We start from the raw sequence: 16,411 nt of genomic DNA on the forward strand, positions 1-16,411 counted from the left end.
CTCCTTTTTTGCACAGGCGATACGCAGCATGATGCCCTATAAAGGGCGGCGCATCCAATGCGACCGGACACGAAGATTTCGCAGCAGATCTTCGCTGCATAGAGCGACTTCCCTTTCCTGCATCGACATTCATCTTTTGGTCTCCGCGCTTCGCCGGAATCCATCGCAATATTTTCAATCTATGTACAAAACATTCCGTGAGAGATGGCGCTTATTGCTTGGCCACCGTCTGGTGCGGCCTGCTTTGAACCTAAAATCAACTGCCCCAATTTTTGAGAAAGTGAAAATGAAAAAAGCGTTTGTGATTCTGCTTCTTCCGGCATTGCTGTCGGCGTGTGCAATGGATGAGTTTGATCAGATGCCCAGCGAGGCTGATGCCCGCGAAGGAAAAGCCATCATGGCAGATCCCGCCCGAGCGCTCATTGTCAAACCCGGTACAACAAAAAAAGAGATACAGGCAATGCTGGGAAATCCACTCAATCAGGTAAGCACTCTGAGTGGCAGCGGTGTATGCAATAACTACAAAAGACGGCTGGACAACAAGGACATACCGCTGTTTGTCAGCTTCAGAAACAGTGATGACCGTGTTGTCGGATTTCAATACAACACGACCTGCGAAGCTGCCAAGCGTGCAGGACTGTTGAACAATACCAAGCCCCATTGATACCGATAAAAATTCCCGCCGGTACACGGCAATAAAAAACGCTGCGCGAAGCAATTCGGCGCAGCGTTTTTCTTGGGTGAACAGCGATTCAACGCTCTCCCTGCTTTGCTGGAGAAAGACCGGTCAGGCCGTGTCTTTAGGTGGACGACCACGCCAGAAACCGGCCAGCATCGAACCCGACAGGTTGTGCCAGACCGAGAACAGCGCGCCCGGTAAGGCCGCCAGCGGCGTGAAGTACAACTTGCCCAGCGCAGCCGCAAGGCCGGAGTTCTGCATGCCGACTTCGATGGCCAGCGTGCGGCAGATCGATTCGTCGAAGCCGAGCAGACGACCACCCCAGTAACCGCCCAGCAGGCCGATGGCGTTGTGCAGGATCACGCCCACCAGCACCACCAGGCCGACCGAAGCAATGCTGGCCTGGCTGCCGCCGACCACTGCCGCGATGATAAGCAGAATCGCCACCATCGACACCAGCGACAGGTACGGTTCGACGCGACGGATCAGTTTGCCCGCGAACAGGTTCAGCACCAGGCCGACCACGATCGGCACCACCACGATTTGCACAATGCTCATCAGCATCGCGTGCGCGTCGAAATGAATCGACGCATCGACATACAACTCGGTCAGCAGCGGCGTGGCAAACACGCTCACCAGCGCCGACAGCGTCGAGATCGTCACCGACAGCGCGACGTCGCCGCGCGACAGATAGATCATCACGTTCGACGCCGTGCCGCTGGCGACGCTACCGACCAGCACCATGCCCGCGGTCAGGTCAGGCGGCATGCGCAACAGCTTGGCGATGACCCAGGCTGCCAGCGGCATGACCAGGTAGTGCAGGATGATGCCGGCGGCGACCGGCGCCGGGCGTTTGACGATGCGTTTGAAATCGTCCAGCGTCAGCGTGACGCCCATGGTCAGCATGATCAGCGTCAGCAACAGCGTGACATGCGGTCCGATCGGCGTGAACGTGGCGGGGGAAAAATAGGCGGCGGCGGACAGCAGCAGCGCCCAGAGAGGAAACAGGCGGGTAAGACTGGCAAGCATGATTGAGATCGATTCGGCGGAGTAAGAGATTGTTATTGGAAGTAGCTCCGCGGATGGCGCGCGAGGGAAATGGGAGGCGGCGATGAATGCGCGGAGGAATAATCCGATGATGCGTTCGCGCCGACCCGGCCGTGCGTCTTGTGGAAACACGAGGACGTCATTTTACCCGTGCCCGCAAATCCTTGCCGGCAGCGGCTTTGCAGCATGCAACACTGACATTTCTCTGACACCGCCACGACGATCTCAGGCCACGCACTTGAACATCACGACGCTCTTCGACGGCCATACGCCGATGACGCCGTCGGAGGTGTCGGCGCCGGTCATCTGCATGCGCTTGCCGCGCTCCTTGCAATAGGCGTCGGCCTGGCGCACGCCTGCGGCGGCGCCCGCAGAGTTTCCCAGACGGGATTGCGCGGTGACCATGTAGGTGTCGCGATCGAGTTGCGTAATCTCGCCGCTGCCGGCGCAGGCGCTCAGCAATGCGCACAGCATTGGCGCCGGCAGCAGACGATGGATTCGATTCGGAAGATTGAACATCGGGACGCTCTCCGTGGCGAATGAGGTTCGCCAGACTAGCGTGGAAACTCGCGTCGCGCGCAGACGTAAAGACCGAATTTACCTTCCTTGGCACTTCCTTTACAAGACCTGAAGCAAAGCTTCGGCAATCGTCTCAACGCATCGTGCTGGTCTTCATCGCCGTCCATTTCTGATTCTGCGCTTCATAGATGGTATAGGACGGCGAACGCGGATTGCCGACGGCGTCAAAGGCGATGACGCCGGTGAGGCCCTTGAAACTGATCTCGTGCAGGGCGTTGGTAACCTTGCGCGGATTGAGCGAATTGGCCTGGCGCACCGCGGCCATCAACACATGCGCGGCATCGTAGGCGTACGGCGTCATGCTGGAAATCTGGAAATCGAAACGCTGATTGAAATCGGCTTCGAACTTCTTCCAGCCCGGCATCTTGGTGAACGGGATGCCAGTCTCCTGGGCCACCGTACCGTTGGCGGCGATGCCGCTGGCGATCAGGAATGAAGAGCCCACGATGCCGTTCATCGAGGTCACCAGGCGCGCCTTGACCTCCTGGCGCAACATGCTTTGCGCCAGCATGCTGGTCTGCTCCGAATAGCCGCCGAAGAAAACCGCATCGATTTCCTGCGCCTTGACGCGTCGCAGGATTTCGCCGAAGTTCATCAGCACATCGCTGATCGAATCACGGCTGACAATGGCGGCGCCATGTTCCCGCACCACTTCGCCGAAGCGTGTGCCGACGTTGACGCCGAAGGCGGTGCCGTTGTCGATGATCGCGATGCGCTGGGCATGCAATTCCTTGACGACATATTCGCCCAGATAGATGCAGGCATCGTCGTCGATGCCGAGCATGCGGAAAGTGGTGCGATAGCCCTGTTCGGTATATCTGCGCAGACTGGACGTCGGTGAGATCTGCGGCACCCCGGCGTCGGAAAATATCTTCGAGGCGGCGATGCTGGTGTTGCTGTTGGTGCCGCCGATGACGCCGATCACCTCGGCCTGCACCAGCGCCGTCGCCACACGTTGCGTGCGTTCGGCATCGTTGCGGTCATCCATGCGCAGCAGCCGGAATTGCACGCGCTTGCCGTCGATCTTGAAGGGATTGCGGTTGACTTCAGAGATCGCCAGCTCGGCAGCATTGGCCAGACTCTTGCCGAAACTTTCCGACACCCCACTCAATGCACCGACGAAACCTATCGTCACGGTCTGGATGTCATCACCGGCCATCGCCCCCGAGGTATGCAGCGCCAGCGACACTACGCAGAGCATCAGCGCGCGTCGATATTTGAGGAATTGCATGTCACCTCCGTATGAACTTCGTCTTAGCAAACGCTTGTTCTTATACCTCACGCAGAGTTAGGACACGATCAAAAAAATACGAAAAAAGGCCAGCATTTCATTGTGACTCCACAAAACGAAATGCCCCGCAGAGCGGGGCATTATCGTGCAGAGCGAATGTGCAAGCCGGAAGCGGCGAGATCAGCGAGACAAATGCGGCATCTCGCCATTTCCGGACAGCAAGAGTTACTGCATCAACGCGTGACCGGCTTGTAGCGGATACGCTTGGGCTTGGCGCCTTCTTCGCCGAGACGCTTCTTCTTGTCAGCCTCATATTCCTGATAGTTGCCGTCGAAGAAGCTGACCTGCGAATCGCCTTCGAACGAAATGATGTGCGTGGCGATACGATCCAGGAACCAGCGATCATGGCTGATCACCAGCACGGTGCCGGCGAACTCCAGCAAGGCGTCTTCCAGCGCGCGCAGGGTTTCCACGTCGAGGTCATTGGACGGTTCATCGAGCAGCAGGACGTTGCCGCCTTGCAGCAGCGTCTTGGCCAGATGCAAACGACCGCGTTCACCGCCGGACAGGTTGCCGACGATCTTCTGCTGGTCGCCGCCCTTGAAGTTGAAGCGGCCCAGATAGGCGCGCGACGGCATTTCGAAACGGCCGACCGTCAGGATGTCGGCGCCGGCGGCGACGTCTTCGAACACGGTCTTCTTGTTTTCCAGGTCTTCGCGCGACTGATCGACCAGCGAGATGCGCACGGTAGGTCCGAGCACCAGTTCGCCGCTGTCCGGCTGTTCGCGGCCTGCCAGCATGCGGAACAAGGTCGACTTACCGGCGCCGTTGGGGCCGATGATGCCGACGATGGCGCCGGCCGGAATCTTGAAGTTGAGGTTGTCGATCAGCAGACGATCGCCGTAGCCCTTGCTGACGCCCTTGAACTCGATGACTTCATTGCCCAGGCGCTCGGCCACGGGGATGAAGATTTCCGAGGTCTCGTTGCGCTTCTGGTATTCGTGTTCGCTCAGCTCATTGAAGCGTGACAGACGCGCCTTGCTCTTGGCCTGACGGCCCTTCGGATTCTGGCGCACCCATTCCAGTTCCTTGGCGATGGTTTTTTGGCGCGCAGATTCAGTCGCTTCTTCCTGCTTCAGACGGGCTTCTTTTTGCTCCAGCCAGGAAGAGTAATTACCCTTCCATGGAATGCCGTGGCCGCGGTCCAGTTCGAGGATCCATTCGGCGGCGTTGTCGAGGAAGTAGCGATCATGGGTGATAGCCACGACGGTGCCCGGGAAGCGCAGCAGGAACTGTTCCAGCCAGTCCACCGATTCGGCGTCCAAGTGATTGGTCGGTTCGTCGAGCAGCAGCATGTCGGGCTTGGACAGCAGCAGCTTGCACAAGGCGACGCGGCGCTTTTCACCACCGGACAGCACGGCGATCTTGGCGTCCCACGGCGGCAGGCGCAGCGCATCGGCGGCCATTTCCAACTGCTGGTTCAGGCTGTTGCCGTCGGAGGCGGAGATGATCGCTTCCAGGCGCGCCTGCTCGGTGGCGAGTGCGTCGAAGTCGGCGTCTTCCTCGGCATAGGCGGCGTAGACGGCGTCGAGCTTGCCTTGCGCTTCGAACACTTCACCGAGGGCGCTTTCGACTTCCTGGCGCACGTTCTTTTCCGGATCGAGCTGCGGCTCCTGCGGCAGGTAGCCGATGTTCAGGTTCGGCGCCGGCGTTGCTTCGCCTTCGATTTCCTTGTCGATGCCGGCCATGATTTTCAGCAGCGTCGATTTGCCGGAACCGTTCAGGCCGAGCACGCCGATCTTGGCGCCGGGGAAGAAGGACAGCGAAATGTCTTTCAGGATCTGACGCTTCGGCGGCACGATCTTGCCGACGCGGTTCATAGTGAATACGTATTGAGCCATGTTTGGATGCCAATAATGAAGGTAAAAATGAGGGTAAAACTACTAGCTGGATTCCTTGATCAGGCGCTGAGCGCGCGGCCCTTGGCGGACCACAGGCGCCACAATCCTTCCACGGAGTATACAGCCAGCGCGGTCCAAATCACCACGAAACCTGTCAGGCGCGGCCCGTCGAACGGTTCGTCATAGATGAAAACCCCGGTCAGCAGCTGCATCGTGGGCGAAATGTATTGCAGCAATCCCAACAAGGACAAGGGAATCCGCCGTGCCGCACGGGCGAACAGCAGCAGCGGAATCGCCGTCACCGGCCCTGACAGCGCCATCAGGATCTGCGAGGTCGGCGAGGCTTGCAGGAAGCCGTTGTTGCCGTGCGCCGCAGTAACCGCCAGGATCGTCAGCACCAGCGGCGCCAGCAGGATGGTTTCCAGCGCCAGGCCCTCCAGCGCGCCGAGGTGGGCGATCTTGCGCAGCAGGCCGTAGATGCCGAAGGTGGCGGCGATGACCAGCCCGATCCACGGCAGCGCGCCGTTGACCCAGGTCAGCCACAACACCGCGCCGAGCGCCATGAAGACCGACAACCATTGCAAGGGACGCAATCTTTCCTTGAGGATCACATAGCCCAGCAGCACGCTGATCAGCGGACTCATGAAATAACCGAGACTGGAATCGACGATGCGGCCGCTGTTGACCGCCCACACATACAGCACCCAGTTGCCCGACAACAGCAGCGCGCTGACCAGGAAGCCGAGCAACACGCGCGGCTTGCGCACCACGTCGCCGAGCCAGGCCCATTGCCGCTTCCAGGTCAGCACCACGATCAGGAACAACAGCGACCAGAAGATGCGCTGCACCACGATGTCGAACGACGAGACGTCCTGCAGCAGCTTAAAGTAGAGCGGGAACAAACCCCACAGGAGGAAACAGCTTATCGCGTAAAACATGGCGACCTAAAGGATGGAAAAGTGGAATCGCAAAAATGGAAGCGCCGCGAAAACTCTGGAAAGTTTCGCGGCAGCAGGGGCATTATTGCAGGATTTTTCTTTTCCGGCTGGCGACGCCGGCGTTGCGAAGTTGGCGCACTGCAGGTGGATTACAGCGTAACGACGAAGCGGCCGCTGATCCGCGCAATCTCGCAATCGACTTCCGCCGCGCGACGTTCGATCACGAACACGTCGGCGCCGCCGATGGTGATCATCGGGTGATGCCAGACGCCGCGCCGCAGCGTGACGCCCTGGCCCGGTTCGACGATGAAGGCCTGGATGGCCTCTTCATCGGGCGCGTCGCCGCCCTGCGTCACCACCACCAGCACGCGTCCCTGCGCCATTGGTACGAAGCTCTGGCTGCCAAGGAGATGCCGTTCGAACATGGTCAGCGCATACGGTGCCGCATGCGTGCCGTCCTGCGTGCGGAAGATCGCCACGCAGGCTTCGCCGCCCTGCTCGTTCACATCCAGCTGCGTCAGGTCGTCGAAGCGTTGTGCGGTGCCTTCGTTGATCGGCGAGCTGTTTCCGTTCCGCGCGGGCACGATGACGTCGCCGAAAGGCGCGAACGCCACCGGCGTCAACGCCTGTGCAACCAGGACCCGGCTGGGCGATGACGACTCAGGCGAGTTCATCGATGAGCTTTCTCGACAGGCGGATCAGCGCCTGGTCGCTGCCCTGCGGACCGATGATGGAGAAGCCGAAGGGCGCGCCATCGAGCGTCATCAACGGCAGCGAAATCTGCGGGCAGCCCGACAGGCCTGCCAGGCACAACATGCGTACGGCCTGGTTGCGATAATTTTCCAGCACCTCTTCCGAGTCGTTCAGCAGCGGCGCGATATCCGGCATGCTCGGCAGCACGATCACGCGGTCGTTGCCGAGCAGGCGCAGGAAATCTTCGGTGAAGCGCTGGCGCACGTTGCTGTGTTCTTCCATCTGCTGCGGCGTGATCTTGCTCGACCAGGCAAAGCGATCAGCGACGCCGGGACCGAGTTGCAGGCCATGCCGGGTAATGGTCTCGCCGTGGTTCTGCCAGGCTTCATATCCCTGGATGTGGCGGAACGCCCAGTACAAGGCATCGAACGACGGCGTCGCGGTCTTGACCGGCAACGGCGTGCCGATGAGACCGGACAGACGCTCCAGCGTCTGCATGAACACATCCTGCACACGCGGCTCGAGCAAGGCCAGCACGTCGGCGGCCACCAGCACTTGCGGCATTGCCGGCATGCCGTCGGGCAGCAAACAAGTGTCTTCCCGCAGCAGCACTTCTCCCACGCGCGCGAAGCTGTCGATGTCGCGCGCGAACCAGCCGCAGGTGTCGAACGACGGCGCCAGGTCCATGCAGCCCTTGAGGCTGACGCGCGCATGCGTGGGACGCAGGCCGATCAGCCCGCAGTGGCTGGCGGGAGCACGTACGGAACCGCCGGTATCGGTGCCGAGTGCAACATCCGCCAGCCCGTTGGACACCGCAGAGGCCGACCCCGAACTGGAGCCGCCTGGAATCCGGTCGGGCGCGCCGCCGTTGCGCGGCGTGCCGAAGTGAGCGTTCTTGCCGTTCATCGAAAACGCCAATTCGTCGGTATAGGTCTTGCCGACGAAGGTGGCGCCTGCCTGCGCCAGCGCCACCACCGACGGCGCCGATGCGGTCTTGATGCCCGACAGCGCCAGCATGTGAGGATTGCCGCAGCCGGTCGGATAGCCGGCGACGTCGAAGATGTCTTTCACCGCAAGGCGCAGGCCCGACAACGGGCCCGACGAAATCGCCGTCAACGTCGGCGCGGGATAAGGAACGAAACAATGTGCTGCAGAGCTTGCTGACGCATCGACTGGCATGGATGATTCTTTCGGATGGGAAGAAGAGATAGGGATCTGATTGCGCATGACGCCGAACGGTTCAATTCGCTGCCGCAGCGACGATATCGTTGATCTGATGCACGCGCAGGCAACTGACGACATGCCCCGGCGAAAGCGTCTCGTCACGCGGCTGCACGCTGCTGCATTCGGCAACGGCGTATTTGCAGCGCTCGGCAAAGGCGCAGCCGGCCGGCAGGTTGCTCAGGTCCGGCGGCGCGCCGCCGATGGTTTCCAGGCGCTGGCCTTTTTGCATGGCGCCATGGCTGCGGCTCTTGAGCAGCGACAAGGTGTAGGGATGGCGCGGACGTGTCAGCAATTCGGCCGCCGGGCCTTGCTCGATGATCTTGCCAGCGTACATGACGGCGATGCGATCGGCCACTTCCGCCGCCGCGCCGATGTCGTGCGTGACGAAGACGATGGACAGGCCGAATTCCTTTTGCAGATCGCGCAGCAACAACAGGATCTGAATTTGTACGGTAGCGTCGAGCGCGGTGGTCGGCTCGTCGGCCAGCAAGACCTTCGGCGAGCACGACAAGGCCAGCGCAATCATGGCGCGCTGGCGCATGCCGCCGGACATCTCGTGCGGATAAGCATCGAGACGACGCTCCGGGCTCGGGATGCGGACTTTCTCGAACAGGCTCAGCGCCTGCTTGTGCGCCTCGGCTTTCGAAACCTTCTTGTGACGGCGGATCGCTTCGATGATCTGCGCGCCGACGGTGTAAACCGGATCGAGCGCCAGCAGCGGCTCCTGGAAAATCATCGCGACCGTGTCGCCGCGCAGCGCCGCCAGTTCGCGCTGCGACATCTTCAGGACGTCCTTGCCGTCGACTTCGAGGCCGCCACTGATGCGTGTCGATCGTTCCGAATGCAGTCGCATGATGGAACGCAAGGTGACGCTCTTGCCCGAGCCGGACTCGCCGATCAGGGCCACCACTTCACCCTGGCCGACGGTGAGGTTGACGCCGTTGACGGCGCGGATCAGTTTCTTCGGCGCGAAGAATTGCACCTGCAAATCGCGCAACGTAATCATGTCATGCATGGCTCACCTCGCCGGCAGTGGAAAACAGGGATGCCGTGTCGGCTTCATAGCGCAGGCAGGCGACGCCGTGGCCGCTGTCGTCGCTGGCGAACGTTGGCGCGCGCTGGCTGCACACCGGCTGGGCATAGGCGCAGCGCGTATGGAAACGGCAACCGCTCGGCGGGTTGATCGGATTGGGCGGATCGCCGGCCAGCGGCGCTTCCATCGTGCGTTGCAGCGGATCCATGCTCGGCATCGACTTCAGCAAGGCACGCGTGTAAGGATGCTTGGGCTGGTCGAACACCTGGTCCGATGAGCCGATTTCCACCACCTGTCCGAGATACATCACCAGCACGCGGTCGGAGATGAAGCGCACCACATTGAGGTCGTGGCTGATGAACAAATACGTCAAGCCGAACTCCTGCTTGAGATCGAGCAGCAGATTGAGCACCTGCGCCTCGACCGATTTGTCGAGCGCCGACACCGCCTCATCGAGAATCACCAGGCGCGGCTCCAATGCCAGTGCGCGCGCGATATTGACGCGCTGGCGCTGGCCGCCGGACAGCTCGTGCGGATAACGGCCGGCGAAACGTTCGGGCTGCAAACCCACACGCGCCAGCAAGTCGCGTGCACGGGTGATCGCCTCACGTGACGGCAAGCCGTGCACAGTGGGAGCAAAAGCGATGGAATCCTCGATGGTCATGCGCGGGTTGAGCGAGGAGTAACTGTCCTGGAACACCATCTGCGTCTGCCGGCGGAACTGCCGCAGCGGCAAGGCGCGCGAACCGACGGTTTCACCATCGAACACCAGCTCGCCGCTGTCCTGGTTGATCAGCTGCATCAGCACGCGCGCGGTGGTCGACTTGCCGCAGCCGGATTCACCAACCACGCCCAGCGTCTCGCCCTTGAGGATGTCGAAGTTGACGCCATCCACTGCACGCACCGCGCTGCGCGGCGAAGTAAATGGCAAGCCCTTGCCCTTCAATGGAAAATGCTTGAGCAGATCGCGCACCTGCAGCAGGGGCTGGCGCGGTCCGCCGATATCGCGTTCGTCTGTCATTGCTTGACCTCCATCGCCGAACGCAAACCGTCGGACAACATGTTGAACGAAATCGATGTGATGAAAATGAAGGCGCCCGGCAACGCCGCCACCCACGGCTGCGTGTAGATCGCCGTGCGCAGCGTGTTGAGCATCAGGCCCCATTCCGGCTCCGGCGGTTTGACGCCGAGGCCGAGGAAGGACAAACCCGAAGCCAGGATCATCGACACCGAAATCAGGCTGGTCGAGTACACGAAAATCGGCCCGAGTACATTGCCCAATACGTGGGCGCGCACGATGGTGAACGCACTCGCACCAGACGCCCGCGCGGCGTCGACGTAATCACTGCGGCGCACCTGTGTGGTCACGCTTTCGGCGATGCGGGCGATCTGCGGAATGAAGACGATGGTCAGCGAGGTCAGCGCATTGACGATACCGGCGCCAAGCGCGCCCGACAGCGCAATCGCCAGCAGTACCGACGGGAACGCATACAGCACGTCGATGGTGCGCATGATGGCGGTGTTGATGAAGCCGCCGGCATATCCGGCGAGGATGCCGATGCCGCTGCCGATGACGAATGCCGTCAGCACCGGCGTGATGCCCATGAACAGCGACAGGCGTCCGCCCAGCATCAGGCGCGACAACAGATCGCGGCCGAGCTCGTCGGTGCCGAACAAATGATCCGGCGTACCGATCGGTTTGAGCCGCGTGAACATCGACGTGGCGAAGGGATCGGCCGGCATGATCCACGGCGCGAACACGGCGATACCGATCAGTGCCAGCAGGATGACGGCGGCGGTCATCGCCAGCGGATTGCGCACGATGCGCGCGGCGACGTTGGCCCAGTGGCCGCGCGAGCGTTTGAACGCAGGTAAAGGTAAGGCGGAGACGGGAGTTGCAGCAGTCGCTTGCAGGGTCGACATGATCATGCCCTTTCTATGCGTGGATCGAACATGGTTTGCAAAATGTCGACCAGCAGGTTCAGCGACACGAAGAACAAGGCCAGCACCAGGATCGTGCCTTGCAGCAGCGGCAGGTCGCGCTGGAAGATCGCCTGGTTCAGCAGGAAGCCGGTGCCGGGCCAGGAGAACACGGTTTCAATCAGGATCGAGCCGCCCAGCAGGTAGCCGAGCTGCAGGCCCATCACCGCCATGGCAGTCGGCGCGCAGTTCTTGACCACGTGGCGGAACACGCCGAACTCGCCGAGGCCGCGCGCCTTGAGGCCGATCACGAATTCCTGCGACAGGATGTCGGCTACCAGCGCGCGCACCGTGCGCGCGATGATGCCCATCGGGATGAAGGACATCGTCACGGCCGGCATGATCAGGTATTTGACGTGCTCGAAGTCCCAGATCCAGGCCGCCGATCCATCCGGTCCGGCGCCGGTGGCGGGCAGCCACATCAGCTGCGACGAGAAGATGATGACCAGCACCATGCCCAGCCAGTAATGCGGCACGCTGACGCCGACCACGGAAATGAAGGAGGCGATCTTGTCGACCCAGGAGTTGCGGAAATAGCCGGCGACAAAGCCGAACAGCGAGCCGAAGAAAAAACCGATCAGTGTCGCCAGGGCGGCGATCATGAAGGTGTTGCCGACCGCCTTGAAGACTTCTTGCGCGACCGGTCGTCCGGTGGCGATGGAGCTGCCGAGGTCGCCGTGCATGGCGCGCCAGACCCAGCTGAAAAATTGTTCGGGATAACTGCGATTGAAACCGTAGAGCTCCATCAGCTGCTTCTGCAGATCGACGGACGCATCCGGCGGCAGGATCGCCACCAGCGGATCGCCCGGTGCGATGTGGACCAGCATGAAGCACAGGAATGCGACGCCCAGCATGATGGGCATGGCATAGAGTACGCGGCGGATCAGATAGGAAATCATGGGCGGTCTTCAGTAAGTCTTGGGTTGCTTCTCTTGCTTGCTGCCGGCATTACCCTCGCAATGCCGGCAGCAATGTTCACAACATCAATGCATCAACGCAGCGTCAATCCATCGTCATCGTGGCGATGTCGATGAACCAGCTTTGCGGCTGCACTACACCCTTGACCTTGGCCGAGATGGCGCGCGGACCGGTGTCGTGCGCCACCCAGACGAACGGCGCTTCATCGACGATCTTGGCATGCAGCTGGGCCAGCAGAGCGTCGCGCTGCTTGGCGTCGAAGGTGGTGCGCGCCTTGGCGATGATGGCGTCGACTTCAGGGTTGCTGTAGAAACCCCAGTTGTTCGACACCGGCGGCGCCGCCTTGCTGCTGACGAAGCGCACCATCGCGAAGAACGGATCCATCGCCGCGAAGCTGATGTTGACCGCGTCCGAGCCGTGCGCGCTCGGATCCTTGGCGCCGATGCGCCAGTTGGTGTACAGCGTGTTCCACTCGATCACGTCGAACTGCACGTCGATGAAGCAGGCTTTCAGGTTCTGCTGCATGAATTCATTCATCGGCAGCGGCTGCATCTGGCCGGAACCGGATGCCGAAATCTGTACCTTCACCTTGAGCGGCTTGGCGGCCGAATAGCCTGCCTCGGTCATCAGCTTGCGCGCGCCGTCCGGGTCGTACTTGATGTGGAAGCTCGGGTTGCCGCGCCATGGATGGCCCGGCTCGACGGTGCCGGTGGCTTCACCCATCAGGCCGCCCAGCAATTGCTTCATCGCAGGACGATTCACGCACAGGTTGGCGGCGTAGCGCACGCGCTTGTCCAGCCACGGCGAACCGGGCACGAAGGACAACTGCCACGGCCACACGTGCGGCTGCGGATTGGAATAGATCTTGAAGCCGCGCGCCTTGATGGTGTCGAGCGCGTCAGGCGCCGGTGCTTCGATCCAGTCAACCTGGCCGGACAGCAAGGCGGCAGTGCGCGAGTTGGCTTCCGGCAGCGGCAGCATCACCACCTTGTCGATTTGTGGACGGCGCTTGGCGTCCCAGTACTCGGGATTCTTGGCCAGTTCCAGACGCTCACGCGGCACGAACTTGATCATCTTGAACGGACCGGTGCCGGAGGCATCGGCGGCGAACGCGGCCCAGGCTTGCTTGGCGCGCTCGGCCTTGTCACTCACCGAACCCGGTACGGCGGCCAGCTTCTTGGCCCATTGCAGCGGCGAGGCCATGAACAGGTTGGTCAGGTTGATCGGCAGGAAGGAATCCGGCTCGGAAGTGGTCAGCTCGACGGTGAGGTCGTCGATCTTCTTGGCGGTGCGCAGTGTGGGCATGCGCGACGCGGTCACGCCGACCTGGCTCGGGTCGAAGTTGGGCGCGTCCTTGTCGAGCACCTTGTTGACGTTCCACACCACGGCGTCGGCGTTGAAGGCGGAACCGTCATGGAACTTGACGCCGGGACGCAGCTTGAAGATCCACTTGGTCTTGTCCTTGGCGTCGACCGCCCACGATACGGCGAGGTCGGGAATCACTTCGCTGGCCTTGTCGGCCTTGGACAGATCCCATTGCGTCAGGCTGTCGTACATCGGGATGCCTGTGAAGCGATTGCCTTCGAAGCCCTGGTCGGGCTGGCCCAGCGTGCGCGGAATGTCGCCTGCGGTCATGGCGATGCGCAGCACTTTTTCTGCGTGCGCGCCGACGGATGTCAGCAAGCCAAAGGCCAACGTACAGGCCAGAGTAATTGCGCTTGGTTTGGTCAGTTTCATGTCGATGCTTCCTTTTGTTGTTGAGGACGGCGGGGGTGATGGGTGATGCTTACTGGCTTGAGGTCGGTGCAGAAAATCGGTTGATCAAGGCTGGAGAAACTCGATGCCGGCGCGCGCGGCGGTCTGCAGCAAATGACGTTGCATGGCGGCACGGGCGCCCTCGGCATCGCCCGCTGAAATGGCGGCGGCGATGGCGCGATGTTCTTCGGCGGTTTCCCAGATGCGTGAATGGTCGGCAAACGGCAGGCGCTGGCTGTGGCAGATGCGCGTCTCAAAATCGCGCACTACCTGCATCAGCCCACCGTTGCCGGACAACTCTGCGAGCAGTTGATGGAATTCGAGATCGGCTTGCGAGGCGGTGACCAGGTCGACGTTTTTCAGCGCCTCTTCAAAACGCGCTTGCACGCCCCACAAGCGCGGCGTGGTGTGGGCGTTGATGACGCGCGCAGCCAGTGCGGCGGCGGCCGGCTCGAACACGTAACGCAGTTGGAAAGTGGATTGCAGTTCAGCCGACGACGGCAGCGCCGCGCCGGTGCGCGCAGGGGTGGTCGCTGCGCTGCTGCGACCGGAGGTCACCAGCGTGCCCTTGCCGGGCATGGCGCGGATGAAGCCCAGCGCTTCCAGCATCGACAGCGCTTCGCGCAGCGAGGCACGGCTGATGCCGAGCGACTCGGCGAGGTCGCGCTGGCCCGGCAGCATCTGTCCGGTCTTGTACGTCCCGGACAGGATCTGGCGCTGCAAAGTCTGTGCCGCAATATTGGGCATGCTCATCGGTTTCCCCTTTTTGGTCTGACTGGTCAGACCGCAAGAGGCGATATAGCAATTGACATGCCACCTGTTCGCCAAAACGGCGATTACGCAGCGGCGGCGGTGATTGCGGAGGGGATGGCGGGGATGTTTTCAGGCGCGGACGATGGCCTGAATAATGCGCTGAAACACACCGCTGCACGAATTTCATGCAGGCGCGTGCGGTGAAAATGTGCGTTAAGCGTGCACATCTCTGAAACCGAAATGGCAGCATGCCTCTGCTCAACCGGGCGCAGTTTTCAGCGCCCAGTGACGATCAGTCAACTTGCATCGTCACCGGCGAAGAAGAGAATCAGGCGGGAGTCGGCACCTGCGTCGTGTGGCGTGCAACGTAGCGGTACAACAGCAGCGCAGCGATGCCGCACACCGCCATCAGCGTCGTCAGCGGCAAGGCGGTACCGTCGTGCCACACGCCCATGATCACGCCCGACAGCATGCCGATGCCGAACTGCAGCGTGCCCATCAACGCCGCCGCCGTGCCGGCTTGCTTGCCTTGCTGGGCGAGCGCGATGGCCGACGCGTTCGGGCCGACAAAGCCGTGGCACGACAGGAAGCCGAAGAAGCCGATCAGCAACAGCGGCAGGCTTTCATACCCACAGGCCACCAGCACCGCGACGATGGTGGTCAGGATGGCCGGGATCCAGATGATCTTGCCGAGCACGCGGTCGGCGCTGCGCTTGATCACCAGGCGCGCATTGATCTGCGAACAGGCGATCAGGCCGATGGCGTTGGCGCCGAACACGAAACCGAAATTCTGCGGCTTGATGCCGTGCAGCTCGATCAGCACGAACGGACCGCCGGAAATATAGGCGAACAAGCCGGCCTGGATCAGGCCGCCGCACAAGACGTACGCCATGAACTGGCGATGGCGCAGCAGGTCGAGGTACTGGCGCAGCACACGCCCCAGATGCAGCGGCACCACGTGCGCCTGGTCGCGCGTCTCTTCCATCACGCGGTGGGTGCAGATCAGGCAGATCGCGCCGAACACGGTCAGCGTCGCGAAGATCGCGCGCCAGGTCGAAAACGTCAGCAGCAGGCCGCCGATGAAAGGCGCCAGGATCGGCGCCAGACCAAATACCAGCATCAGCATCGAGAACGCGCGCGCGGCGCCGTCGGCGCCCATCTTGTCGCGCACCACGGCGCGCGGGATCACCATGCCGGAACTGCCGCCCAGGCCCTGGAAGAAACGCAGCACCAGCAGCGTTTCAATATTGGGCGCGAAGGTACAGCCGATCGAGGACACCACATACAGGCAGATGCCGAAGTACAACGGCGGCTTGCGGCCGAAGCGATCGCTGATCGGTCCGTAGAACATCTGTCCGAGCGCCAGTCCGATCAGGAACGTCGACAGCGTCAGCTGAATGGTGTTGCTGGCCACGCCGAGGTCTTTGGCGATGAAGGAAAAACTGGGCAGGTACATGTCGATCGACAAGGCGCCCATCGCCGTCAGCGCAGCCATGAGGATCAGCCAACCGGGAAGGCGTTTGCCCTGAAAAGGCGAAGAATCTGTTTGCATGAGGAAGGTACAAAAAACCGGGTCCGGCTGATGCCTTATGGTGTCCATAAGACAAGGCGGGAAACGATCGGAGCGTGAGAAGGGGAAGCGTGGCGCGCAGGAAAACGCGCATGGCGCATTATACCGGC

The 16,411-nt window shown here is 61.6% G+C and carries 15 protein-coding genes; 1 reads left to right on the forward strand and 14 read right to left on the reverse strand.

Features of this window, described 5'->3' with window-relative positions:
• The first annotated feature begins 28 nt into the window (after positions 1–28).
• Entirely contained in the window at positions 29–664 is a 636-nt protein-coding gene (locus tag E4P32_RS19810) for a hypothetical protein (protein WP_135008771.1), read from the forward strand.
• 123 nt (positions 665–787) lie between these two features.
• Here the strand turns inward: E4P32_RS19810 and E4P32_RS19815 are convergent, their stop codons facing one another.
• The 14 genes from E4P32_RS19815 to E4P32_RS19880 all read right to left on the reverse strand — a co-directional run bounded on the left by E4P32_RS19815 (position 788) and on the right by E4P32_RS19880 (position 16,283).
• Positions 788–1,708: a bile acid:sodium symporter family protein gene (locus E4P32_RS19815; RefSeq protein WP_116435989.1), complete on the reverse strand. Its 921-nt coding sequence runs from the start codon at positions 1,706–1,708 to the stop codon at positions 788–790.
• A gap of 243 nt (positions 1,709–1,951) precedes the next feature.
• Positions 1,952–2,245: a hypothetical protein gene (locus tag E4P32_RS19820; protein ID WP_233526733.1), complete on the reverse strand. Its 294-nt coding sequence runs from the start codon at positions 2,243–2,245 to the stop codon at positions 1,952–1,954.
• A gap of 133 nt (positions 2,246–2,378) precedes the next feature.
• A complete protein-coding gene (locus tag E4P32_RS19825) occupies positions 2,379–3,536 on the reverse strand; it encodes a branched-chain amino acid ABC transporter substrate-binding protein (RefSeq protein WP_116435990.1) in 1,158 nt (385 codons plus the stop codon).
• 233 nt (positions 3,537–3,769) lie between these two features.
• The gene (ettA, locus tag E4P32_RS19830) at positions 3,770–5,437 is read right to left on the reverse strand and encodes an energy-dependent translational throttle protein EttA (protein WP_116435991.1); all 1,668 of its coding nucleotides are present in this window, start codon (positions 5,435–5,437) and stop codon (positions 3,770–3,772) included.
• A 59-nt stretch (positions 5,438–5,496) separates the two neighbouring features.
• Complete coding sequence (gene rarD / locus E4P32_RS19835; protein WP_116435992.1) at positions 5,497–6,375, reverse strand: EamA family transporter RarD; 879 nt, start codon at positions 6,373–6,375, stop codon at positions 5,497–5,499.
• Between the two features lie 149 nt (positions 6,376–6,524).
• A complete protein-coding gene (locus tag E4P32_RS19840) occupies positions 6,525–7,049 on the reverse strand; it encodes an ureidoglycolate lyase (protein WP_116435993.1) in 525 nt (174 codons plus the stop codon).
• Complete coding sequence (locus E4P32_RS19845; RefSeq protein WP_116435994.1) at positions 7,036–8,247, reverse strand: amidase; 1,212 nt, start codon at positions 8,245–8,247, stop codon at positions 7,036–7,038. The genes E4P32_RS19840 and E4P32_RS19845 overlap by 14 nt, the downstream gene beginning before the upstream one ends.
• A gap of 61 nt (positions 8,248–8,308) precedes the next feature.
• The gene (locus E4P32_RS19850; protein WP_116435995.1) at positions 8,309–9,307 is read right to left on the reverse strand and encodes an ABC transporter ATP-binding protein; all 999 of its coding nucleotides are present in this window, start codon (positions 9,305–9,307) and stop codon (positions 8,309–8,311) included.
• Positions 9,300–10,346, reverse strand: coding sequence for an ABC transporter ATP-binding protein (locus tag E4P32_RS19855; RefSeq protein WP_116435996.1), 1,047 nt, complete (start codon positions 10,344–10,346; stop codon positions 9,300–9,302). Before E4P32_RS19855 ends, E4P32_RS19850 begins: the two co-directional genes overlap by 8 nt.
• Positions 10,343–11,248, reverse strand: a complete 906-nt coding sequence (locus E4P32_RS19860) for an ABC transporter permease (protein ID WP_116436056.1) — start codon at positions 11,246–11,248, stop codon at positions 10,343–10,345. The genes E4P32_RS19855 and E4P32_RS19860 overlap by 4 nt, the downstream gene beginning before the upstream one ends.
• Before the next feature lie 2 nt (positions 11,249–11,250).
• Positions 11,251–12,204, reverse strand: coding sequence for an ABC transporter permease (locus tag E4P32_RS19865; RefSeq protein WP_116435997.1), 954 nt, complete (start codon positions 12,202–12,204; stop codon positions 11,251–11,253).
• Between the two features lie 103 nt (positions 12,205–12,307).
• On the reverse strand, positions 12,308–13,960 hold the full coding sequence (locus E4P32_RS19870) for an ABC transporter substrate-binding protein (RefSeq protein WP_116435998.1): 1,653 nt from the start codon (positions 13,958–13,960) through the stop codon (positions 12,308–12,310).
• Positions 13,961–14,044: 84 nt separating this feature from the next.
• On the reverse strand, positions 14,045–14,731 hold the full coding sequence (locus E4P32_RS19875; protein WP_116435999.1) for an FCD domain-containing protein: 687 nt from the start codon (positions 14,729–14,731) through the stop codon (positions 14,045–14,047).
• A gap of 328 nt (positions 14,732–15,059) precedes the next feature.
• Entirely contained in the window at positions 15,060–16,283 is a 1,224-nt protein-coding gene (locus tag E4P32_RS19880) for a Bcr/CflA family multidrug efflux MFS transporter (protein ID WP_116436000.1), read from the reverse strand.
• Positions 16,284–16,411 lie beyond the last annotated feature (128 nt).

The organism is Herbaspirillum sp. 3R11 (assembly GCF_004563925.1).
Lineage (GTDB): Bacteria > Pseudomonadota > Gammaproteobacteria > Burkholderiales > Burkholderiaceae_D > Herbaspirillum.

Coding starts and splice junctions, on each gene's coding strand:
- E4P32_RS19825 (WP_116435990.1), bottom strand. CDS start 3,536: ATGCAATTCCTCAAATATCGACGCGCGCTGATGCTCTGCGTAGTGTCG.
- E4P32_RS19840 (WP_116435993.1), bottom strand. CDS start 7,049: ATGAACTCGCCTGAGTCGTCATCGCCCAGCCGGGTCCTGGTTGCACAG.
- E4P32_RS19870 (WP_116435998.1), bottom strand. CDS start 13,960: ATGAAACTGACCAAACCAAGCGCAATTACTCTGGCCTGTACGTTGGCC.
- E4P32_RS19855 (WP_116435996.1), bottom strand. CDS start 10,346: ATGACAGACGAACGCGATATCGGCGGACCGCGCCAGCCCCTGCTGCAG.
- E4P32_RS19820 (WP_233526733.1), bottom strand. CDS start 2,245: ATGTTCAATCTTCCGAATCGAATCCATCGTCTGCTGCCGGCGCCAATG.
- E4P32_RS19875 (WP_116435999.1), bottom strand. CDS start 14,731: ATGAGCATGCCCAATATTGCGGCACAGACTTTGCAGCGCCAGATCCTG.
- E4P32_RS19860 (WP_116436056.1), bottom strand. CDS start 11,248: ATGTCGACCCTGCAAGCGACTGCTGCAACTCCCGTCTCCGCCTTACCT.
- E4P32_RS19850 (WP_116435995.1), bottom strand. CDS start 9,307: ATGCATGACATGATTACGTTGCGCGATTTGCAGGTGCAATTCTTCGCG.
- rarD (WP_116435992.1), bottom strand. CDS start 6,375: ATGTTTTACGCGATAAGCTGTTTCCTCCTGTGGGGTTTGTTCCCGCTC.
- E4P32_RS19845 (WP_116435994.1), bottom strand. CDS start 8,247: ATGCCAGTCGATGCGTCAGCAAGCTCTGCAGCACATTGTTTCGTTCCT.
- E4P32_RS19810 (WP_135008771.1), top strand. CDS start 29: ATGATGCCCTATAAAGGGCGGCGCATCCAATGCGACCGGACACGAAGA.
- E4P32_RS19880 (WP_116436000.1), bottom strand. CDS start 16,283: ATGCAAACAGATTCTTCGCCTTTTCAGGGCAAACGCCTTCCCGGTTGG.
- ettA (WP_116435991.1), bottom strand. CDS start 5,437: ATGGCTCAATACGTATTCACTATGAACCGCGTCGGCAAGATCGTGCCG.
- E4P32_RS19865 (WP_116435997.1), bottom strand. CDS start 12,204: ATGATTTCCTATCTGATCCGCCGCGTACTCTATGCCATGCCCATCATG.
- E4P32_RS19815 (WP_116435989.1), bottom strand. CDS start 1,708: ATGCTTGCCAGTCTTACCCGCCTGTTTCCTCTCTGGGCGCTGCTGCTG.